The following is a 19,734-nucleotide window of genomic DNA, read 5'->3' as shown; positions in this document are numbered from 1 at the left end:
GAGAACTTTTGCAACACGAGCAACTCAAAGACTTTATTGTCGATAAAATTGACGATATGAAAGGGCGTGATATCGTCGAACTTGATGTCAAAGGCAAATCAACCGTTACCGATACAATGGTTATTTGCTCTGGCAACTCCAAACGCCATGTCAGCTCAATTGCCGAACATGTGCAGATTGAAGCAAAACATGCCGGCCATACCCCGCTTAATATCGAAGGTAAAGACACCGGTGAATGGGTATTGGTTGATCTGGGCGAAATCATTGTCCATATCATGCAGGATGAGGCCAGAGACTTCTATCAGTTAGAAAAACTTTGGGGTTAAGCCAGTCGCTAGATGGAGTTGGTGAGTAGTGCGTATTCAGGTCATAGCAGTAGGCAATAAAATGCCAGACTGGGTATCTACCGGTACCAATGAATTCTTACGGCGTTTTCCCGCTGATATGCCGGTGACGTTTACCGAAATTGCCCCTGGCAAACGCGGTAAAAATGCAGACATAAAGCGTATTCTGCAAAAAGAAGGCGAGGCCATGATTGCCGCAATTGGCAAACAGGATAAAGTCGTCACGCTTGAGGTCACCGGCCGGCCCTGGGATACCCCTACTCTGGCCAGGCAACTCGATAGCTGGAAAATGGATGGCCGCGACATCAGCCTGCTCATTGGCGGTCCTGAAGGTCTGGCGCCAGAATGCTGTGCCCTGGCAGAACAGCGTTGGTCGCTGTCGCCGTTAACCCTGCCTCACCCGCTGGTAAGAATCATTGTTGCCGAGTCGTTGTACCGCGCCTGGTCGGTTACGCAAAACCACCCCTATCACCGGGAATAAACGATGCCAATTAAACGCCAGACCATACGTGACCATTCCGCTGAGGCTAATCTGTTCGCGCGCCGGACAGTTATCGCTGCTTTGGTGGTTATCGCATTACTGGCCCTGGTGGTAAGTAATCTGTATGTCCTGCAGGTCGAACATCACGACGATTACCAGACGCGTTCCAATGGCAACCGTATTAAAGTACTGCCTATCGCGCCAAACCGCGGCCTGATCTACGATCGAAACGGCGTATTACTGGCCGAAAATCGCCCCGTTTACAGCCTCGAAGTGATTCCTGAAAAAGTCAGCGATCTCGATGAAACTTTGCAGCTATTACGCGAGTTGATGGGCATTACCGACGAAGAAATAGCCGACTTTAAAAAGGCGCTGCGCGGACAACGTCGTTTTAAACCCGTCGCCCTTCGTACCCGTCTGAGCGAAGAAGAAGTCGCGCGTTTTGCCAGTCGCAGTCATCGCTTTCCTGGTGTGTCAGTCGAAGCCCGTCTGACTCGTCATTATCCGTTTCAGGAGACGCTCACCCATGTGGTTGGCTATGTGTCCAAAATCAACAAAAAAGATCTGCAGAAACTGCAGGAAGCCGGACAAGAAGATAACTACGCCGCGACCTACGATATTGGCAAACTGGGTATCGAGAAATACCACGAAGATATTTTGCATGGTGAAGTCGGCTTTCAACAGGTCGAGGTTAACAGTCAGGGCAGGATCATTCGTACCCTGAACGTACAGCCGCCAACACCGGGGCGCGACATCGTATTAAACCTGGATATCCGTCTACAACAGGCGGCGCAGCAGGCGTTAGCGGATATGCGCGGCACCATTGTGATTTCATCCACCCTGACAGGCGGCATACTCGCCATGTACTCAAACCCAGGCTACGACCCTAACCTGTTCGTGCATGGTATTAGCAGCAAAAATTACTCTGCACTGCTCAATAGCCCCGATCGGCCACTGATTAACCGGGCAACCCAGGGCCAGTATCCGCCGGCCTCAACAGTGAAACCCTTGTTGGGACTGCTGGGTCTTGAGAGCAATACCATTGATGAGCAATACAGCATTAACGACACTGGCCGTTTTCGTTTGCCCAACGTGACTCACGTGTGGCGCGACTGGAAAAAATGGGGCCACGGTAAAGATGTGAATATTACCAAAGCCATCGAGTTGTCCTGCGATACCTATTACTATGGTCTGGCCTATGAGATGGGCATTGATGCCATCAGCGATTACATGTCTGAATTTGGTTTTGGTGACTATACCGGCATCGATTTGTACGAAGAAAGCGATGCCAACCTGCCCAGCCGGGGCTGGAAAAGAGCACGCTTTAATCAGCCCTGGTACATTGGTGATACCATTGCCGTCGGCATTGGCCAGGGTTACTGGACGAGCACCCCGGTTCAGTTAGTTCATGCCACCAATGCGCTGGTTAACAACGGTACCCGTTTTGTACCGCAAATATTGCGCGGCTATTATGAAGCAAACGGTGAAACGTCTCTTGAACCCCTTAAGACCCTGCGTCCGATTGAAATAGTCGACCAGAATAACTGGCATATTATTCAGGATGCCATGTTTAAAACCGTCAATAGTGAGATTGGCACAGCCCGGTTTGCCTTCGCTAATACCCCTTATCAATCTGCCGGTAAAACCGGTACGGCACAGCTGTTCTCGGTCGCCCAGGACGAAGAATACGTCGCCGAAGAAGTGGATGAGCGCCTTCGGGACAACGCCATGTACATTGGCTATGCCCCCTATGAAGCCCCCGAAATTACCGTTGCGGTAGTAGTAGAGAATGTCGGCGGTGGCAGTAAATATGCCGCGCCCATGGCCCGCAAAATGATGGATACTTACTTTGAACTATACCGGCCTGAGATGTTTGCCAGTACCGCAAATGAGCAAGGAGCCGGTGAATGAAGCGCAGTACCCTCAGAGAAAATCACCTGTCGATTTCTCATCGTTTTCATATTGATCTACCGCTGTTACTGGGGTTATTAGTGTTAATGGGCGTTGGCCTGGTAACGATTTATTCAGCCGGAGGCCAGGATATTGGACTCATCGAGCGTCAGATAGTGCGCCTTGGCATTGCCCTTGGAGTGATGGTGGCACTGGCTCAGGTACCGCCTATGGCATTCAGACGGTTAAGTATCTATGCCTACGGTACCGGCTTGTTAATGCTCATCGCCGTATTGATTTTTGGCGATATCGGTAAGGGTGCGCAACGTTGGCTCGATCTCGGCTTTATTCGTTTTCAGCCCTCCGAAGCCATGAAGCTGGCCGTGCCAATGATGGTTGCCTGGTATATCAGTAAGTTTAATTTACCGCCCCGCCTGTCTCACATAATTATCGGTTTTTCACTGGTTGTGGTGCCCACCATACTGATTGCCAAACAGCCCGATCTGGGCACCTCACTGTTAATTGCCAGTTCCGGTGTGTTTGCCATTTTTCTGGCTGGTATGAGTTGGAAACTCATCATGGTTGTAGCGGGTTTAGTAGGGGCATTTTTGCCGGTCATGTGGATATTCTTAATGCAGGACTATCAAAAGCAACGGGTGCTGACTTTTATGAATCCGGAAAGCGACCCACTCGGCTCGGGCTACCATATTATTCAGTCTAAAATTGCCATTGGCTCTGGTGGCCTTGAGGGCAAAGGCTGGCTGCAAGGTACACAATCTCAGTTGGAGTTTTTGCCGGAACGCCATACCGACTTTATTTTTGCTGTCTTCAGTGAAGAGTTTGGCTTAGTGGGCGTGTTGGCATTACTGGCTATTTATTTGTTTATTATTATTCGCGGTTTAATGCTTGCCGTACGCGCGCAAAATGCCTACAGCAAATTACTGGCCGGCAGCATAACGCTGACATTTTTTGTTTATGTATTTGTTAATATGGGCATGGTATCGGGGCTCCTGCCCGTGGTAGGTGTGCCACTGCCGTTAATCAGTTATGGTGGCACTTCCATGGTGACATTGCTGGCCGGTTTTGGCATGCTTATGGGTATCGGTACACAAAAGAGATTATTGTCGCGCTAATGATCCGGTATTGTTTTATTTTCATCGTTGTAGTCTGCCTGGCGCTGAGTGGTTGTCAGGCGCCCTCGCGTTATAGCCAGGCCAAAGACTCGGCGCCGAGTAGCAGTTACCCGGAGCCTGCAATGGAAGATGTCACGCCCAGATACGAGCCGTATCGCGAAACTAACAGCAGGCCTTACGAAGTCTTCGGTAAACACTACAAGCCACTGACCAGCGGCAAAGGCTATACCGCGGTTGGCAATGCGTCCTGGTACGGTCAGAAGTTTCACGGCCATCTTACCTCCAACGGCGAAATCTATGACATGTTTGGTATGAGCGCGGCGCATAAAACATTGCCCCTGCCCTCCTATGTAAAGGTCACCAACCTGAGCAATCAATTAAGCGCCATTGTCAGAGTCAATGATCGCGGTCCCTTTCATTCCGACCGAATTATTGATTTATCCTATGCCGCCGCGAAGAAACTGGACTTTCATAAAAATGGTACCACCGCCGTAAAGCTTGAAGTTATTCATGTCGATAGCAATGATATGGTATCCGTCGGCAAAGCCCCTGCCGTGCCTTATGCGTTGTATGCCGGTGAGTTGCCCTCCCAACAGGCTTTACACGATGCCGATGCGGAAGTCGCTGCGCAGAGCGCGCCACAAGAAAGTAACGCCGGGCAGAGCGCTGACAGTGGCTTAACGGATGCCGGTCAGCCGGGTTATTATATCCAGGTAGCGGCCCTGTCGGACGCCGACAAAGCCAAACAGTTGTCGAGTGGTTTATCCTCGCTGTATCAGGTGCCCGTTGAGATCCCGCTGATCAACCAGGTATACCGCTTACGACTTGGTCCACTCACCGATCGGTTTAAACTCGACATGCTGCTCGACGCTCTCAGACAAAATGGTTATCCGGGTGCCTACAAGGTGGCAGTAAATTAGTAGTCAGTCATTGTCAGTGAGACTGTGCTAATTGAAATTAAACTTTTTGCCCTGCCCCTAGTCCAATCATTTGGCATACGGTAAAATGCCGCCGATTAATTAGAATTTCGCTTCCAACTCAAAACGGTAATAACATGCATAATAAAATCAAGCGCGCTAAACCGTCATGCTTTACAACTTTGTTGTTCAGTTTTTCTTTAATACTTACGACCTGCTGGCAAACTGTTAATGCCGCGGTAGTCATTCCACCGCCGCCCACTGTTGCTGCAGCAGGGTTTATTTTAATGGACCATGAAACTGGCAGCAGTATTGCCGATCAAAACGCAGATATGCGCCTGGCACCGGCCAGTTTAACCAAAATAATGACGGTTTATGTCATTGGTAAAGAACTGCAAGCGGGTAATATTTCGCTGGATGATGAAGTTACCATCTCCGAAAATGCATGGGCGAAAAACTTCCCGGACTCGTCTAAAATGTTTATCGAAGTGGGCACATCGGTGTCGGTACGGGATCTGCTGCGCGGAATTATAGTGCAATCCGGCAACGATGCCTGCGTAGCAATGGCAGAACATATCGCCGGCTCAGAGGGCGCATTTGCCAGCATGATGAATGCCCATGCCGCGAGTTTGGGCATGAATTCCAGCCACTTTGTAAACAGTCACGGTCTGCATGACGCAGAGCATTACACCTCACCCCGTGATATGGCTACCCTCTCCAGAGCGTTGATTGAAGAAACGCCTGACATGTACGCCATTTACAGTGAAAAAGAGTTTACGTATAACGGCATTAAACAATACAACCGTAACAGCCTGTTGTGGGATCAAAGTCTTAGTGTGGACGGTATTAAAACCGGTCATACGTCTGACGCCGGCTATTCATTAATTACTTCTGCTACCCAAGGCGATATGCGACTCATTTCTGTTGTTATGGGTACCGAGAGCGAGCGTGCCAGAAAAGTAGAAAACAAAAAACTGTTACGTTATGGCTTCCGTTTTTATGAAACGGTTACCCCCTATAAAGCCGGCGAGAGCTTTGTTGCCCACCGCATTTATATGGGCGATCGCGACACGGTAGACTTGGGAATTACCCAGGCGACCCCCATTACTATTCCACGGGGCCAAATTGCTAACCTGGAAGCCAACTTTGAGATCGACAAAGAGCTCGAAGCCCCGCTGGCCAAGGGCGAAGTGGTTGGTAAGGTCTACATTCAGCTTGACGGCACAGACGTGGCTGAATACCCGCTGGTGACACTTCACGAAGTAAATGAAGGCGGCCTGATCGATCGTTTAACAGATTACATTATGCTGCAGCTGGGCTTTAACGACTAACCTGTCTGGTTAATCTGGTGGTGTGCGGCACGAATTGATACAATTCGTGCCGTATTCTTTTGAGAGGTGATAAAAAGTGGACACGCGTTTTGATGAGCTGTTGGACTTTCCGACGGCACAAACCTTTAAGGTGATGGGGGTTGCTCACGAAGACTTACCCGCTCATGTCATTGCTTGCTTGCAGGAACATGCACCAGGCGATTATGCGCCAACGGTTAAACCGAGCACTAAAGGCAATTATCACTCTGTGTCGGTGAGCGTGACAGTGACCAGTAAAGAGCATATGGAATTGATATATACTGAACTGGCAAAAATTGAACTAGTCAGGGTTGTGCTGTAAGTGACGGCAGTTTTGCAAGCCGCGGCTGCTTCCCCGGTAACAGATACGATAGCGGATACGGTAATCGTCAGACATCTTGGACGCCAACCTTATTTGCCTGTCTGGCACGCCATGCAAACATTTACCGATAGCCGCGACCAGCACAGCGCTGATGAAATCTGGCTGGTAGAGCATGAGCCGGTGTTTACCCAGGGACAAGCCGGCAAAGCAGAACATGTTCTCATGCCCGGCGATATTCCGGTTGTTCAGGTCGATAGAGGCGGACAGGTAACCTATCACGGTCCCGGCCAGCTGGTTATGTACCTCATGCTTAATGTGAGACGGCGTAAAATCGGTGTACGACAGTTGGTGACGGCAATGGAAAACGCGGTGATCAATACCCTGGCTGACAGCCGTATAACAGCTAACGCCCGTGCTGATGCACCCGGCGTTTATGTTAACGAACAAAAAGTCTGTTCGTTAGGTTTACGAATTCGCAAAGGTTGCTCGTTTCATGGTTTGGCATTAAACGTCAACATGGATCTTGAGCCCTTTCAAAGAATTAACCCTTGTGGTTATCAAGGGATGGAAATGACCGACTGCGCCCGTCTTGGTGGCGTAGATTCAATAGCCAGTGCCGCTACAACAATGCTCAGCCATTTAAAGGCAGAGCTTGGTATCGCTCACATTCAAACTATAGAAGGCTTTAATGAGTAACGTAAAAGCGAAAGCCGGAGTAAAGCTCCGCGATGATGAAAAGGTCAAACATATTCCGGTGACCATTGTGCCCACCGAAAAAGAAGAAATGTTGCGTAAGCCGGAGTGGATTAAAATCAAACTGCCGCGCACAACCGATCGCATCGACCATATCAAAAAAACGTTGCGCAAAAATAAACTTCACTCGGTGTGCGAAGAAGCCAGTTGCCCTAACCTGGCTGAGTGCTTTAACCACGGTACAGCAACCTTTATGATCCTCGGCGATATCTGTACACGTCGTTGTCCATTTTGTGATGTTGCCCACGGTAAGCCGCTTCCTCCAAGTGCAGAAGAGCCCGTAAAACTGGCCACCACGATTAAAGAAATGGATCTTAAATATGTGGTTATCACGTCTGTTGACCGCGACGATCTCCGCGATGGTGGTGCACAACATTTTGTTGACTGCATTACGGCCATTCGTGAACACAGTCCAAACACTAAAATCGAAGTACTGGTACCGGATTTTCGTGGCCGTATGGACCGCGCCTTAGAAATATTCAAGGCCGCACCACCTGATGTATTTAACCATAACCTGGAAACCATTCCCCGCCTGTACCGGGAATGCCGCCCGGGCGCTAACTATCAATGGTCGCTGGATTTGTTGAAGAAATTTAAGAGCCAGCATCCGGATGTTCCCACCAAATCAGGACTTATGATGGGAATGGGTGAAAACAAAGAAGAAATTGCTGAAGTCTTAAAAGACTTACGTGCACATGGTGTCAATATGCTAACGCTGGGTCAGTACCTGCAACCCAGCCGGCACCATTATCCGGTAAAACGTTACGTGCATCCGGATGAGTTTGACGAGTTAGGTGTGATTGCTAAACAAATCGGTTTTTCTCATGCCGCGTGCGGACCAATGGTACGTTCAAGTTACCATGCCGACAGACAAGCAGCTGGCGAAGACGTTAGCTAGCCGCTATTGAATATCCGGCCATGCTGCCAAACAGTCCATGCTGCGTCTGACAACACGCAGTAATGGGCTGTTTTAATACTGATTCAACGACATTTACCAGATAATGCGAACATGGTGTCTGTGCTGTCACGCCAGGCATTCTGCCGTGGTTAGTATCTGGGCTATAGACTGGTTGAAGCGCCCATCACACCATGCCTGGTTAATTACCCGGACGTTGCAGAAGAGTATTCATACACGCGATTGCGACCATACTGTTTGGATTGATACAGCACCAAATCAGCCGCCGTATACAGGCTATTGTGACTATAACCCGCTTCGGTTGTACAACTTACCCCGGCACTAACGGTAATCGAAAATCCATAACCCGCTTGCATAGTATCAATGCCGTTGATTGCCATGCGGCACTGCTCAGCCACTGCTACGCCGCTGCGACTATCACAGCCGGGTAATACAACGCCAAACTCCTCACCGCCCAAACGACCGACGATGGCGTCTTTACCTGCTGAGTGCTTAATACGACTCGCCACTTCTTTAAGTGCCCAATCGCCGGCCTGATGGCCAAAGTTGTCGTTAATACTCTTAAAATGATCGAGATCTAATAAAATAAGGCTCAGCGGCGTTTTCGCTTTATGTGCCTGCTGTAAACAGTGTGTCAGGCACTCGGTAAAATACCCGCGATTGTTGATCTCCGTCATCATATCAGTGCGCGCATAGTGCTTGAGCTGTACCTGAATTTTATGACTGCGGTAGGACCAGAAAACCAGCGACGCCAGTAATAACGACACCAATGCCAGCGCAAGCAAGGTGTTTTCCAGGCTTTCGTTTGCCAGCTTCGCCTGTGTTGATAATAACGCGTTACGCTTATCGAGTAATTCTATCTCATTCTGCTTTGCATCAATTTCAAACCATGCTTGTTGAATCGCCAGTTGCTTAGTTAGCTCTGATGAACTTGTTTTTTTCTGCAGACTGGTGAGTCGCTCAAGATATCGATAGGCATTGGCCATGTCGCCATGGTCTCTTTCAACTTGATGTAGCACACTCAGTGCTTTAATGACGGAACCGGTGTAGTTGTTATTAGGATCGACTTCAAGTACGCGTAGCGCAATGGTTTTGGCTTCATTCACCCGCCCTAATGTAAAATTAGCTGCGGCCAATAACGCCATCGCTGAAGTAAAATGTGGTTTAAACGCCTGCACATCAGGGTTATTAATCAGGTTTTCTAAAAAGGGGATCGCTTCAGTATAATTTCCCTGGTTAGTTAACCAGTTAACCTTATGCATTTCGAGTGTAACGTAGTAAATAGAGAGGTTATTTTCGAGACAATACTGACTTGCAGTGTTTATTTCTTCAAAAGAATAAGAATAGTCATCAAGTTTATTAAACGCACTAATTCTGGCAGCCAGCGCGCCACACATAACTTCCGGCGGGACATTTTCTTTATCGACCACCTTACTGGTAAGTATCAGGACGGTTTCAGGCTGATTTAACTGGTCATAAAAGGCAATCAGGCCCAAATAAGCGCGCAGTTTTGTTTCGGTATCCTGCGTTTTAGCAATTCGGGAAAACAGCTCTTCACCTAAGGACAAGCCCTCTTTCCACTTGCCCAGCGCAGCAAGAAGGTTCAGATAAGATGCTTCGATACGAACTCTGAGGGCATTGTCGGTGACAGCGCCCAAAAGTTGTTTGTAGCGTTCGGCTGCTCGTTTAACGTCACCGTTGAACAAATTAATAACGGTATCAATGTACTGATAATAAACCCTTTGCTCGCCGGACAGGCTGGCAGGATCCAGCGAATTGAGTAATTCACGTGCTCTGTCTTTGTCTGACAGCCGCAGCTCGTCTGCATGCTGCAGTGTGCTGTCAGCGTCTGCTGCCACTAACTCGCTACTAACGAATACAGCGACGCATAACAGTATGTAGAGGGCTAACCTGCTCAATGTCTATCAGTTCGTTACGCTTTCTTTAGGCTCGTCGTCATTATCCGGCTCTTGAGGCTCTACGATAGTTAAAATTGGCTTGTTCTCACCCGCTAGTTTTACCGCATTGGCAATCTCAGCCCGCTGCGCTTCAGTTAATGTATTAATGTCAAAGTCCGGTCTTTTACCTAATTGGTCAAGTAACTCTATAGCGCTCATTTTTTTTACCTCTGTTTTATTGGATAATGTTTGCTAAATTAACAACGCGAGACGGTTACCTGTTTGTCAAATTACCCCATATCGCCATACCACCAGAACCGCCAAACACTTCCGGAACCTGACGCCGCAATACATTAAACGCATAATTGCCAACAACATTAGTCGCAATAACCGCGTAACCCACTGACGTCAGCCTGTAATTTTTGGCTACTGACAAGACATAAAGTGGTTCAAGTGTAAAACTATGCGCTTTGATAAATCAAGTTTAACTTTTTAACTATTTCAGGCGCTGGCTTCATAGGCTGGCACGGTGGTACTACCAGGGTCGAAACCAGTGAAATATCCGCCGTGGCCAAAGAACGTAAAGGATACCAGTCTATTTTAGAATGCTCAGTGATAATAAAAGGGCATTCGTATATCGCCACCTGATGCTCACCGGGATAGTACTGCAATAATTGATCGACTAACACCTGGCGCTCTGCGGTACCCGACTGGCGGGTTGTCAGTGACACATCGCCGGCGTGGCCTATTTGCCATAATAGTAAATACGCCGACGGATCGATTTGCCGTTGGTAAAACAAAAACTGACTAGCTTCGTATTGCTGAATGCCATAGCGACCGGGATCGATGCCCATATCTGCATACAAACATGCATCCGCGGAAATCCCCGGCTCCATATGGGCAGCAAACCCCTCTTCACGTGCCTGGGCAATGGATTTGTGAGGAACCTGAGCAAAGATACCCGGATGACCATAAAACACGCCAACAACGCGCTTATTCTCGCGTACTTGCTGCATAATGGCATCCTGCATTTGCCGATAGGTCTCGCGGCGGTCTTTACCTTCTCCGTAGAACCCCTGTAAAGAGCGCACATCGTTGTTCATCGACGCAATCCAGCTTTCGACAATAGGGTGACAACTCATAAACACCACATCAGCCTGCTCAATATAATTTCGACAGCGCTCAGTGATATGCGCGCCCAATATCATCCCGGGTCCGACACAGACCAGGCTACCGCGTTGTTGTTGCATTAAGTAAGTCCTTTAAACCAATGAATTGCTTTATGGGTTAGTGTTCAATTTGTGGCGCACGGATAACAGGCTCTCTTTCTTGTTGCTGGGTTTGTTAAGCCTGCAAAAAAACAGGTTTAAATTAAGCTGCTTCGGCGCACACGCCGATCAACGTAAAGTAAAATACTAATCGCCGATATACAATGTTGGCAATCCCTAAAGCCTGTTACACTACGGCAAAAAAGCAGCTAAGTAACGAATCATGCGCAAACATATTTATATTGCTTATACCGGTGGCACCATCGGAATGAGACCCTCGCAAAAAGGTTACGTACCGGTGGCTGGGTTTTTAGCCAATACCCTGGCGTCGATGCCCGAATTTCATCGCGACGAGATGCCGCGCTATACATTGCGTGAATACGATGAACTCATCGACTCATCAGATATGAGCCCGGCCGACTGGCAATTCATTGCTGATGATATTGCAGCCCAGTACGATAAATTTGACGGCTTTATTATTTTACACGGCACTGACACCATGGCGTACACGGCTTCTGCGCTGAGCTTTATGCTCGAGGGGTTAACCAAACCGGTGATCGTGACCGGATCGCAAATTCCGCTTGCCGAGCTTCGTTCTGACGGCCAGGTAAACCTGCTCAACGCTTTGTACATTGCCGCGAATTATCCCATTGCGGAAGTCAGTCTGTTTTTTAACAATAAATTGCTGCGAGGTAATCGCAGCCGTAAAGTGGATGCCGATGGGTTTGACGCCTTTGACTCGCCCAATTTCCCGCCGCTTATTGAAGCGGGTATCAACATTCGCTTAAGAGCCGGGCAAATTACTCAGGCCACTGACCATAAACTTTCCGTAAACCCTGTCACCGCACAGCCGGTGGGACTGGTAAGTTTGTATCCGGGCATATCACCAATGGTCATCGAAAACACCCTGCAGCAGCCCGTCAATGCACTAATCTTACTCAGTTACGGAGTCGGTAACGCGCCACAAAATGCAGCGCTGCTGCAACAGCTGCAAAGTGCAGCACAAAAAGAAATTGTGGTGGTCAATTGTACCCAGTGCTTTAAAGGCCGGGTCAATATGAGCGGATATAAAACCGGCCATGGTCTGTCAGAAGCTGGCGTGGTATCCGGTTATGATATGACGCCGGAGGCGACATTAGCCAAGCTGCATTATTTACTCAGTCAATCGCTTTCTTTTGGCCAAATTAAATCTCGCCTTACGCAAAACCTGCGCGGCGAACTCACTGATTAACAGGACAATGCCATGCCGTACACTGGTACCCTAAGAAAAATGCGCGTATCCACCAATTCAAATCACCAGGCACAATACCAATTACCCGTCGGCGAAGACTTACTGGCCATGAATGAACTCATTGGTCGCTCCATTAGCCTGACCCACAGTGGCGCTATTTACTGCGTTCACTGTTCGCGTAAAACCAATAAAAGCTTTAACCAGGGCTATTGCTACCCCTGTATGCGGTCGCTGGCTCAGTGTGACACCTGCATAATTAAGCCCGAGCAGTGCCATTATCATGAGGGGACATGTCGGGAGCCTCAATGGGGTGAAGAACACTGTTTTTCCGATCACTTTGTTTACCTGGCTAATACCGGCAATTTAAAAGTGGGGATAACCCGTCATGTCACCGACGGTATTTCCAGTCGCTGGATTGATCAGGGCGCCAGTCAGGCCACGGTTATGTTGCGCGTGCCCGATCGGCTTACCAGCGGTCAGGTCGAAAAGTTATGTACCCAGTACATCGGCGACAAAACAAATTGGCGCACCATGTTAAAAGGCCAGCCCGAACAACAGGATCTCATTGCCCTAAAGCATCAAATGCTGGCAAAGCTTGAGGCAGAACTGAGTACAATAAGCGCACAAAAAGGCCTGCAGGCTTTTGCTGCCGTTGACGATATCAGCCATACTATTGACTACCCGGTTGAGCAATATCCGGTAAAAATAAAATCCATTAACCTCGATAAAACACCCCAGTTCAGCGGTATCTTACAGGGAATTAAAGGTCAGTACTGGTTGCTGGACGAGGACCGCGTGATCAATATCAGAAAATACGCAGGTTATGAGGTTGAGTTCGATTCTCATTAGCCTGCAGAATGTAAAGGGAAACCAGACGGTTTCCCTTTATATTACCCGAGGTAAGGAGCTGTTAATCGTCTGATTGCGTCAGCATACCATGCATAGCCAGCCAGCTTGTATATGCGTCAAACCAACCGGTGCTGGTCGTGTCTTTTTGATACATACCAAAGCCATGACCACCTTGTTCGTAAAAATGGAACTCAACGGGTTTGCCCGCAGCGTGCCAGTTTTTAATCAGGCCAAAATCACTGTTAGCAAAGAATGGATCGTCAGCAGCCAGTGCGACAAATAATGGCGGCGCATCGGCAGGTACGTCGACCGCGGTGATAGGACCGTAAACATTACCAATAAAAGCAGGTTTATGCCCTTCACCCACCAGCGAGGTGGCCATAGTCAGCATTGCACCTGCGGAGAAGCCAATCATGCCAATGCGGTCCCTGTCGATGCCCCACTCGTCTGCTTTATCATGGATCAATGCAAAAGCCGCCTGGGAGTCTTCAAGCTGAGGCGCAAGTTGCTTTTTCATTTCAGAAGGTTGCGGACGAGGCGGACGACGTCCGGTAGCAGAAAACATGTCTTCCATCGAGCGCTGAAAATCGGCCATGGTCGCCGGGGTCTGATTAAGTCTGTATTTCAACACAAAGGCCGCAACGCCCTGCTCTGCCAGCGCACTGGCGACATCCCAGCCTTCGTTGTCCATTGATAACGTGCGAAATCCACCACCGGGGGCAACCACCACTGCGGCGCCGGTAGCTTTGTCCGGATCTGGCAGAAACGGCGTCAGCGTCGCCACGGTAACATTACGCGCAAAACGGCTGCCGTATTGTGCGTGCCACGACTCAGCTATCTCAGCACCTGGCAACTCACCCGTCCCCAGCTCAATAGCGTTTGGCTGTGTGGGCACCGCAATCGGCGTCATAGTATGATCTAACTGCGCTACAACAGGGAATGCCAGCACCACCCCCGTTGCCATTAACACAGGTTTCAGTCCTGCGATTTTAGACCTAAGGGCGCGCGCAACTTGCTGACCCTGGGCGCGCAGTGTGCGCATCGCGCCGCGTAGATCGTGTCTCTGACTAGCTAAATATTGCATATAATCATGACTCTTTCACTGTAAACCTACAATCCAAAAAGCTAATATCAGTCAGCAACGTACCACTCACACCGCGGCTTACCTGATACCGACTCGTACTTATTGTGATCACCTGGCATTGTGCACCGGTGTGTTACTGAGGTTGCCCGGATGTTCTGACAATATCCTTAATACTGCCATCCTCATTAAAATAAACCCTGTCGATACACACAGACCGTCTGTAACTGCCACCGCCCGGCAACTGCGCGCTGTGATACGCCAGGTAGGTATTACCATTGAAATCAAACATCGCCGGATGAATAGTCGTGGTATTTTCAATAGGCGGCATGATCACGCCCTGATATCGCCATGGGCCAGTCGCCGAATCGCTGGTAGCGTAAGCGATACTCTCGGGAAAACCTGCCGCATACACCAGATAATAAATACCATTATGCTTAGAAACGTAAGGGGCCTCTTCGAAATTCGGTAACGTATCCACAGCATGAATCTTTACATCGCTCGTATCCCGGTTTTGCATGTTACCGGTTGCGTCCACGGTGTACTGTTCACCTTTCAGGTGAACTAAGTCGGGCTCAAGCTCAACCCACCACAGTTGCTGGTTGCCCCAATACAGGTAGGCTTTGCCGTCATCATCAATAAAGACCGCCGGATCAATATTACGCCAGGAGTGGTCTTTATACTCGGCGGTATCCTCAAGCCGGATCATTGGTATGCCACGCGGATCAGTGAACGGACCTTCCGGACTGTCAGAGACCCCAACGCCAATTGCAAAGCCAAATTCACCGTCTGTTTGACCCCCTTCAACCGTGGCATAAAAATAATACCTGGATTTTCCGGATTCATCTTTACGGTGAATAACGTGATGCGCATAGGCGTTGCCAGTTTCAGCATCACCACGGGCCCAGTCAAAGTCAGAATATCTCAGCACTGTGCCTTTATTTTCCCAACGCTGCATATCGGTGCTGGTCCACAAACGGTAGTCGTACATTCGGTAACCTTCACCGTCGACAAACTGTTCATCATGGGTGGTATACAGATACACCGTGTCATCAACCACCATGGCGGCCGGATCGGCAGTATAAATAATCTCGCCCTTTTGATTTGTCGGATCGGCGGTGTCGTAGCGGATAATGGGATTGTCAAACGCAACAGGTGCCGCATTGGTTGCGGTAGCGTTTTCAGCAGCACCGGTATCTTTATTCGTACTACAGGCTACAAGGCTAGCGCACGCAGTTAACAAAAGAACACCTTTAGCAACTCTGCGCAACGCATTTTTATTGTTTATTATCAACATCTAATAGTACCCATAAAGCTTATTTTCGACGTATTAAAAGATGTTACAAATATTAACAATTAAGCTGTTAAAGACTATTACAGATACAGGTAGTCAGCTTACTTTATTTTCCGAATGGAAGGCGACATAGCGCAAAAGCCTGCGCAGTATTGAAGAAACTTAAGATAAGAGTCCCGGCTGAAAGCGGTTCTGAAACAGGGTTAAAAATAGTGCCTGAGATAGCCGGGCACCGGCGGAACGGCTTTGCCCATTGTATGAGTACAACGTAACGCCGCAGGCACGGCTGCGATAATGCCCTGAACCTGAGGCGCTGTGACGCTTTGGGTGCAGGGCCATAACAAATATTTAAATTTCGCTGCCGTCCATTTGGTCAGCCAAATCGTCTAACTGTCCCAGCGTTGTATCAAAGCCTGCTGTCTTAATCTCGTAACTCACTTTAACGTGATGATTGGTCTGGCCATATTTGACCACCAGTTTTTCAGCGTCAAAATGCTTTACAGTATTTAAGAAGCGATACGCCAGTGGTTGATTGGGAAACACATACTCAATCGCGTTACGCATCATTAACGCACCTCTTGTCGGCTAAAGTGTGTTAAAACTGCCGTAAAGCGTGATTGATACATGGCCAAATCAGCCGCATCGGTGTCACACACGCCGGCCACAAGTTTGGCAATTAAATGGTCGGGCTCAGGTAGCGCCTCACCGCTCAGTTTGGCCTGCATGAGCTGAAGTTGGATCGTCGAGCGCTTTGAAGCATCCTGCTCAGGTGATTCAATCTGGCCAAGGACTTCCAAAGTGATCAGCGTATTGAGCCAGTCACCCGTTTGCTCTGCCTGTTGCGCTTTGAACCAGAGCGACGGTAGTTCAGAAAACTGTTTTGACATTGCAGTCAGCGACGCCGCCGAAGGCGTGCTCACCATATGCTCAGCAAGCGCTGCAATGGCACGTTCAATTTGCTCAGCGGCCTGTTGTTTTTTCGCTTTATTAAGGCGCAGCTGGTAGGCCTCAAGTTCACGCTGTAACACGTTTTGTAAGCCGTTATCGGTAAAGTCGGCAATGGCCTGACGACTGCGGGCAAGCTGCTGACTGGCCTCGTCTAACTGACCTGCGGCCATGCTGTTTTGAATGTCCGCCAATGATGCACGCCAGCCTTCTGCGGCTTGGTTTTGAGCCGCTTTTTGTTCGGCCTGAACCGATTTTGCTTTATTGAACAACGCGTCATTAGCCGCTTTAAACGCCATCCACAATTTAGACTCATTGCGCTTACCGGCAGGGCCGATGTTTTTCCAGTTCGCCTGCAACGTTTTCGCCCTTTGCCGGGCTTCTGCTGCATTGTCGAATTCGGCCAGCGCATTCACTTCATTGATCAATGCCTGCTTGGCCTGGCGATTTTGCAGCAGCCATGGGTTTAATAGCTCAGTAACCACTGCGCTGTGCTTATCCCAGTCCTGACGTAGACGCTGATACCGCTCACTGTCGGTTTGCGCCGCCTTAAGCCATTGCTTTTTAAGCGTTTCAAACTGCTGATACCGTTGCTCAGGTGCTATATCGGTATCCACTGCCAATGCTTGCAGTGTATCAACCAACTGTTGACGCGCCTGTGCAGCCTGATTATTTTGCTCTTCAAGCTTGGCGTAATAGGCGCGACACGGCTCAAAGGCCTGCTCGAGTATGTCGTCAAACTGCTTGTTCAACGCTGTGTCTTCGGGCGTATTGGTTTCTCCGAGGCTTTGCCATTGCTGTCGCAAATACTTGATGGATCGTGCTCTGGCAGGCATATCGTTGTGCTGCTCACTGAGCAATGCACTGGCCTGCTCTAACAGTTCAGGTTTACGCGGCGCGGCAAGATAAATCTGCCACCCTTCGAGTCTGGCGATTTGCTCACGTGTTTGTTCAAACCGTTTCTCCAGCATCGCCCGGGTTTGATCAGGTAATTTATTATAATCCGTTTCAAGACGCTGATATCTGCCCATCGCAGCCCGAAAGCGCCCCTGCTCTACCAACTGATTAATAATGTTAATGTGTTTGCGGCAGTGTTTTAACTCGCGCTGTTGCTCAGCACGGCGATGCTGATCCTGGCGTTTAAACTGGGCAAAGAGTTGCTGCCACTGGTCACGCAAAAACGCCGGCACCAGCGCCATGGACTGGGTAATCTCCTGCCACTGCGAGCGGATGTCCTCTATCTGCCAATCCGTGTCTGACGACTCAATTAATGCCTGCCACACCATGAGTTGCTGACGGGCTTGTTCAACCTGGCGCTGCAAGTCTGGGAGCCGGTCCCATATATGCCGGTAGGTCTCCAGCATTGACTCAAATTCATCGGTTGCGGGCTCAAACTTTTGTAAATCTGCCAGGGCTTTCTCAGCCTGTTCAACAGCCTGCTGAAACTGCGTGACTTCACCCAGGGTAAGGCTCAGTATTTGTTCGCCATGCAATTGCTTTTGATGGCGCTTAACCTCGGCAACCGCCTGCTCGGCTGACGCTCGTGCCCGGGCATGAGCGGCCGCGTGTTGCTCAGCCTCCCAATCAGGCCGAAGCCGCTGAAGCAGCTTGTCGATGCGCTGATTGATATTAGCTAACTTATTGGCAAACTCACCACGGGTTTCCGCATCCAGGCACGCAAAATCGTTGCTCAGCTCGGCATATTCCTGGTTGAGTGATTGTTGTGCCTGATATATTTGTTGATAATCACTTTTATCTAACAACGCTAATAGCTTGGACAGCACTAAGGTTACTTGTCGCGCCAGCGTGATGGGTTTTTGTGCCGCTTCGGCTAGCATGGCAATGCGTTTATTTAACAGCGCCTGCAACGACTCATCGTCACTCTTACGCAACACACGCTGAAGTAAATCAGTGTCATGGCTGTTTTCTATAATATGTGACTTCAGGGCAAATACCGGCGTCTCCATCAACAATTGCTGATAAAAACTGCTGCGCCCGACTTTAACCAGTACCTTGCCACAGAAGTCGGTATCGGCATGCAGTGCGGTCATACGCGGCAAGCATCTGACTACCAACTCCACTGGTGCGGCTTTAAGCATGTACTCTTTTACTTCGGCCTGACTAATCTCGCTGGTACCATCTATTAGCGCACTTTCGACCTTTAACTGCGCTGCACTGACCAGTGCAGGATCGCGCGCAATCTGCGACATTTTAAGCCACAGAACAAAGGAATCGAGTTTATCAAGCGCTGCCAGACTCACTTTTGCATCGGCATCATTGAACGCCAACTCGTGGAGAATTCTACGCTCATTTGCCGAATCCGGAGACAGGTTTGCAATAGCTTTGATCCGGATGTTCGGATCGTCACTGCTATGAGCTGGTGAGAAAAAACGACTAAATATCATCCTGTTTAAACCGCGCAATGGAATGTTCATTTGACTGACTTTCGCGTAATTCGCGACGCAGCTCGCTTTTGCTCTTATGGACTATTTCACCTTCAGCACTCACCGTCATATGTTCGGTTGAGTGAGCTACTTTAGCCTGATATAACAATACTGCCTGTAGGCAGTTTTCTTTCTGTTCTTCATTCAGCGGATTGCCATCAGGCCACTTACCTGTCTCAACAGCCAACCGAAGTCGTTCGTACACTTCGGGCGTCATGGCTGCCAGAATTTGCTCTACATTCATTTTGTTGACCGTTTTAATAACACGATTCGAACCCGGTTTATGCCATACCACATAAAACCGACAACACAACTTAATAACGCCAGATTATGCTGCATATCACCCGGTGATACGCCGCCCCAGTACATAAATCCAAAACCGCCAATAAATAACAGCATTGCCAGCATCGACTGATTTTGAATGCTGTGCATTTTTTTAAACCGCTTTAAATTCAATTTACGCTCGACATCTTCGGGCGTCGCATCAGCATAAGAAAAATCGCAATTAGAGCACGTTTTGGCCTTATCTGACATTTTTTTACCACACGACGGACAATCAATTAATGCCATTATATCTCCTCTGGAATAGTCAGCTATACAACACTTAATTCATACCAAA

20 protein-coding genes are annotated in these 19,734 nt (G+C 49.0%); 11 read left to right on the top strand and 9 right to left on the bottom strand.

Features of this window, described 5'->3' with window-relative positions; all coding sequences use genetic code 11:
* The first annotated feature begins 8 nt into the window (after window positions 1–8).
* The 9 genes from rsfS to lipA all read left to right on the top strand — a co-directional run bounded on the left by rsfS (window position 9) and on the right by lipA (window position 8,087).
* The gene (gene rsfS / locus OIK42_RS09000; protein ID WP_273639871.1) at window positions 9–326 is read left to right on the top strand and encodes a ribosome silencing factor; all 318 of its coding nucleotides are present in this window, start codon (window positions 9–11) and stop codon (window positions 324–326) included.
* 28 nt (window positions 327–354) lie between these two features.
* Window positions 355–825, top strand: coding sequence for a 23S rRNA (pseudouridine(1915)-N(3))-methyltransferase RlmH (rlmH, locus tag OIK42_RS08995; protein ID WP_273639869.1), 471 nt, complete (start codon window positions 355–357; stop codon window positions 823–825).
* A gap of 3 nt (window positions 826–828) precedes the next feature.
* Complete coding sequence (gene mrdA, locus OIK42_RS08990) at window positions 829–2,736, top strand: penicillin-binding protein 2 (RefSeq protein ID WP_273639867.1); 1,908 nt, start codon at window positions 829–831, stop codon at window positions 2,734–2,736.
* On the top strand, window positions 2,733–3,848 hold the full coding sequence (gene rodA / locus OIK42_RS08985; protein ID WP_273639866.1) for a rod shape-determining protein RodA: 1,116 nt from the start codon (window positions 2,733–2,735) through the stop codon (window positions 3,846–3,848). The genes mrdA and rodA overlap by 4 nt, the downstream gene beginning before the upstream one ends.
* A complete protein-coding gene (locus OIK42_RS08980; RefSeq protein WP_273639865.1) occupies window positions 3,848–4,768 on the top strand; it encodes a septal ring lytic transglycosylase RlpA family protein in 921 nt (306 codons plus the stop codon). The genes rodA and OIK42_RS08980 overlap by 1 nt, the downstream gene beginning before the upstream one ends.
* Window positions 4,769–4,902: 134 nt before the next feature.
* Window positions 4,903–6,096: a D-alanyl-D-alanine carboxypeptidase family protein gene (locus OIK42_RS08975; protein WP_273639864.1), complete on the top strand. Its 1,194-nt coding sequence runs from the start codon at window positions 4,903–4,905 to the stop codon at window positions 6,094–6,096.
* Window positions 6,097–6,172: 76 nt separating this feature from the next.
* Window positions 6,173–6,436 carry a DUF493 family protein YbeD gene (gene ybeD, locus OIK42_RS08970; protein WP_273639863.1) on the top strand — a complete coding sequence of 88 codons (264 nt, stop codon included), beginning with the start codon at window positions 6,173–6,175 and terminating at the stop codon, window positions 6,434–6,436.
* 48 nt (window positions 6,437–6,484) lie between these two features.
* The gene (lipB, locus tag OIK42_RS08965; RefSeq protein WP_273641461.1) at window positions 6,485–7,132 is read left to right on the top strand and encodes a lipoyl(octanoyl) transferase LipB; all 648 of its coding nucleotides are present in this window, start codon (window positions 6,485–6,487) and stop codon (window positions 7,130–7,132) included.
* Window positions 7,125–8,087, top strand: a complete 963-nt coding sequence (gene lipA, locus OIK42_RS08960) for a lipoyl synthase (RefSeq protein WP_273639861.1) — start codon at window positions 7,125–7,127, stop codon at window positions 8,085–8,087. The genes lipB and lipA overlap by 8 nt, the downstream gene beginning before the upstream one ends.
* A gap of 203 nt (window positions 8,088–8,290) precedes the next feature.
* Here the strand turns inward: lipA and OIK42_RS08955 are convergent, their stop codons facing one another.
* The 3 genes from OIK42_RS08955 to OIK42_RS08945 all read right to left on the bottom strand — a co-directional run bounded on the left by OIK42_RS08955 (window position 8,291) and on the right by OIK42_RS08945 (window position 11,253).
* Window positions 8,291–9,964: a diguanylate cyclase gene (locus tag OIK42_RS08955; RefSeq protein ID WP_273639860.1), complete on the bottom strand. Its 1,674-nt coding sequence runs from the start codon at window positions 9,962–9,964 to the stop codon at window positions 8,291–8,293.
* A gap of 66 nt (window positions 9,965–10,030) precedes the next feature.
* A complete protein-coding gene (locus tag OIK42_RS08950; RefSeq protein WP_273639859.1) occupies window positions 10,031–10,222 on the bottom strand; it encodes a hypothetical protein in 192 nt (63 codons plus the stop codon).
* A 242-nt stretch (window positions 10,223–10,464) separates the two neighbouring features.
* On the bottom strand, window positions 10,465–11,253 hold the full coding sequence (locus tag OIK42_RS08945) for an SAM-dependent methyltransferase (protein WP_273639858.1): 789 nt from the start codon (window positions 11,251–11,253) through the stop codon (window positions 10,465–10,467).
* 241 nt (window positions 11,254–11,494) lie between these two features.
* Between OIK42_RS08945 and ansA the strand changes: the two genes are divergently transcribed.
* Together ansA and OIK42_RS08935 are read left to right on the top strand one after the other, a co-directional pair.
* Window positions 11,495–12,502 (top strand): asparaginase, encoded by a 1,008-nt coding sequence (gene ansA / locus OIK42_RS08940; protein WP_273639857.1) that lies wholly within the window; start codon window positions 11,495–11,497, stop codon window positions 12,500–12,502.
* Between the two features lie 12 nt (window positions 12,503–12,514).
* Window positions 12,515–13,351, top strand: a complete 837-nt coding sequence (locus OIK42_RS08935) for a DUF2797 domain-containing protein (RefSeq protein ID WP_273639856.1) — start codon at window positions 12,515–12,517, stop codon at window positions 13,349–13,351.
* A gap of 61 nt (window positions 13,352–13,412) precedes the next feature.
* Here the strand turns inward: OIK42_RS08935 and OIK42_RS08930 are convergent, their stop codons facing one another.
* The 6 genes from OIK42_RS08930 to OIK42_RS08905 form a co-directional block, all read right to left on the bottom strand.
* Entirely contained in the window at window positions 13,413–14,435 is a 1,023-nt protein-coding gene (locus OIK42_RS08930) for an alpha/beta hydrolase (protein WP_273639854.1), read from the bottom strand.
* 133 nt (window positions 14,436–14,568) lie between these two features.
* The gene (locus OIK42_RS08925; RefSeq protein WP_273639853.1) at window positions 14,569–15,675 is read right to left on the bottom strand and encodes a glycoside hydrolase family 43 protein; all 1,107 of its coding nucleotides are present in this window, start codon (window positions 15,673–15,675) and stop codon (window positions 14,569–14,571) included.
* A 399-nt stretch (window positions 15,676–16,074) separates the two neighbouring features.
* Window positions 16,075–16,293, bottom strand: a complete 219-nt coding sequence (locus tag OIK42_RS08920) for a hypothetical protein (protein ID WP_273639852.1) — start codon at window positions 16,291–16,293, stop codon at window positions 16,075–16,077.
* The gene (locus OIK42_RS08915) at window positions 16,293–19,076 is read right to left on the bottom strand and encodes a DUF349 domain-containing protein (RefSeq protein ID WP_273639851.1); all 2,784 of its coding nucleotides are present in this window, start codon (window positions 19,074–19,076) and stop codon (window positions 16,293–16,295) included. The genes OIK42_RS08920 and OIK42_RS08915 overlap by 1 nt, the downstream gene beginning before the upstream one ends.
* Window positions 19,066–19,359 carry a YeaC family protein gene (locus tag OIK42_RS08910; protein WP_273639849.1) on the bottom strand — a complete coding sequence of 98 codons (294 nt, stop codon included), beginning with the start codon at window positions 19,357–19,359 and terminating at the stop codon, window positions 19,066–19,068. The genes OIK42_RS08915 and OIK42_RS08910 overlap by 11 nt, the downstream gene beginning before the upstream one ends.
* Window positions 19,356–19,685 (bottom strand): hypothetical protein, encoded by a 330-nt coding sequence (locus OIK42_RS08905; RefSeq protein WP_273639848.1) that lies wholly within the window; start codon window positions 19,683–19,685, stop codon window positions 19,356–19,358. Before OIK42_RS08905 ends, OIK42_RS08910 begins: the two co-directional genes overlap by 4 nt.
* Between the last annotated feature and the right edge of the window lie 49 nt (window positions 19,686–19,734).

Origin of the sequence: Alteromonas gilva, assembly GCF_028595265.1 — a bacterium.
Taxonomy (GTDB): domain Bacteria; phylum Pseudomonadota; class Gammaproteobacteria; order Enterobacterales; family Alteromonadaceae; genus Alteromonas; species Alteromonas gilva.
This window is presented reverse-complemented; position numbering and strand designations above follow the sequence as displayed.

Excerpts from the sequence above, each read along its gene's own strand:
- OIK42_RS08975 (WP_273639864.1), top strand. The coding sequence starts at position 4,903 with ATGCATAATAAAATCAAGCGCGCTAAACCGTCATGCTTTACAACTTTG.
- mrdA (WP_273639867.1), top strand. The coding sequence starts at position 829 with ATGCCAATTAAACGCCAGACCATACGTGACCATTCCGCTGAGGCTAAT.
- OIK42_RS08980 (WP_273639865.1), top strand. The coding sequence starts at position 3,848 with ATGATCCGGTATTGTTTTATTTTCATCGTTGTAGTCTGCCTGGCGCTG.
- OIK42_RS08910 (WP_273639849.1), bottom strand. The coding sequence starts at position 19,359 with ATGAATGTAGAGCAAATTCTGGCAGCCATGACGCCCGAAGTGTACGAA.
- OIK42_RS08905 (WP_273639848.1), bottom strand. The coding sequence starts at position 19,685 with ATGGCATTAATTGATTGTCCGTCGTGTGGTAAAAAAATGTCAGATAAG.
- OIK42_RS08930 (WP_273639854.1), bottom strand. The coding sequence starts at position 14,435 with ATGCAATATTTAGCTAGTCAGAGACACGATCTACGCGGCGCGATGCGC.
- OIK42_RS08945 (WP_273639858.1), bottom strand. The coding sequence starts at position 11,253 with ATGCAACAACAACGCGGTAGCCTGGTCTGTGTCGGACCCGGGATGATA.
- OIK42_RS08920 (WP_273639852.1), bottom strand. The coding sequence starts at position 16,293 with ATGATGCGTAACGCGATTGAGTATGTGTTTCCCAATCAACCACTGGCG.
- ansA (WP_273639857.1), top strand. The coding sequence starts at position 11,495 with ATGCGCAAACATATTTATATTGCTTATACCGGTGGCACCATCGGAATG.
- OIK42_RS08915 (WP_273639851.1), bottom strand. The coding sequence starts at position 19,076 with ATGATATTTAGTCGTTTTTTCTCACCAGCTCATAGCAGTGACGATCCG.
- OIK42_RS08935 (WP_273639856.1), top strand. The coding sequence starts at position 12,515 with ATGCCGTACACTGGTACCCTAAGAAAAATGCGCGTATCCACCAATTCA.
- OIK42_RS08950 (WP_273639859.1), bottom strand. The coding sequence starts at position 10,222 with ATGAGCGCTATAGAGTTACTTGACCAATTAGGTAAAAGACCGGACTTT.
- rodA (WP_273639866.1), top strand. The coding sequence starts at position 2,733 with ATGAAGCGCAGTACCCTCAGAGAAAATCACCTGTCGATTTCTCATCGT.
- lipA (WP_273639861.1), top strand. The coding sequence starts at position 7,125 with ATGAGTAACGTAAAAGCGAAAGCCGGAGTAAAGCTCCGCGATGATGAA.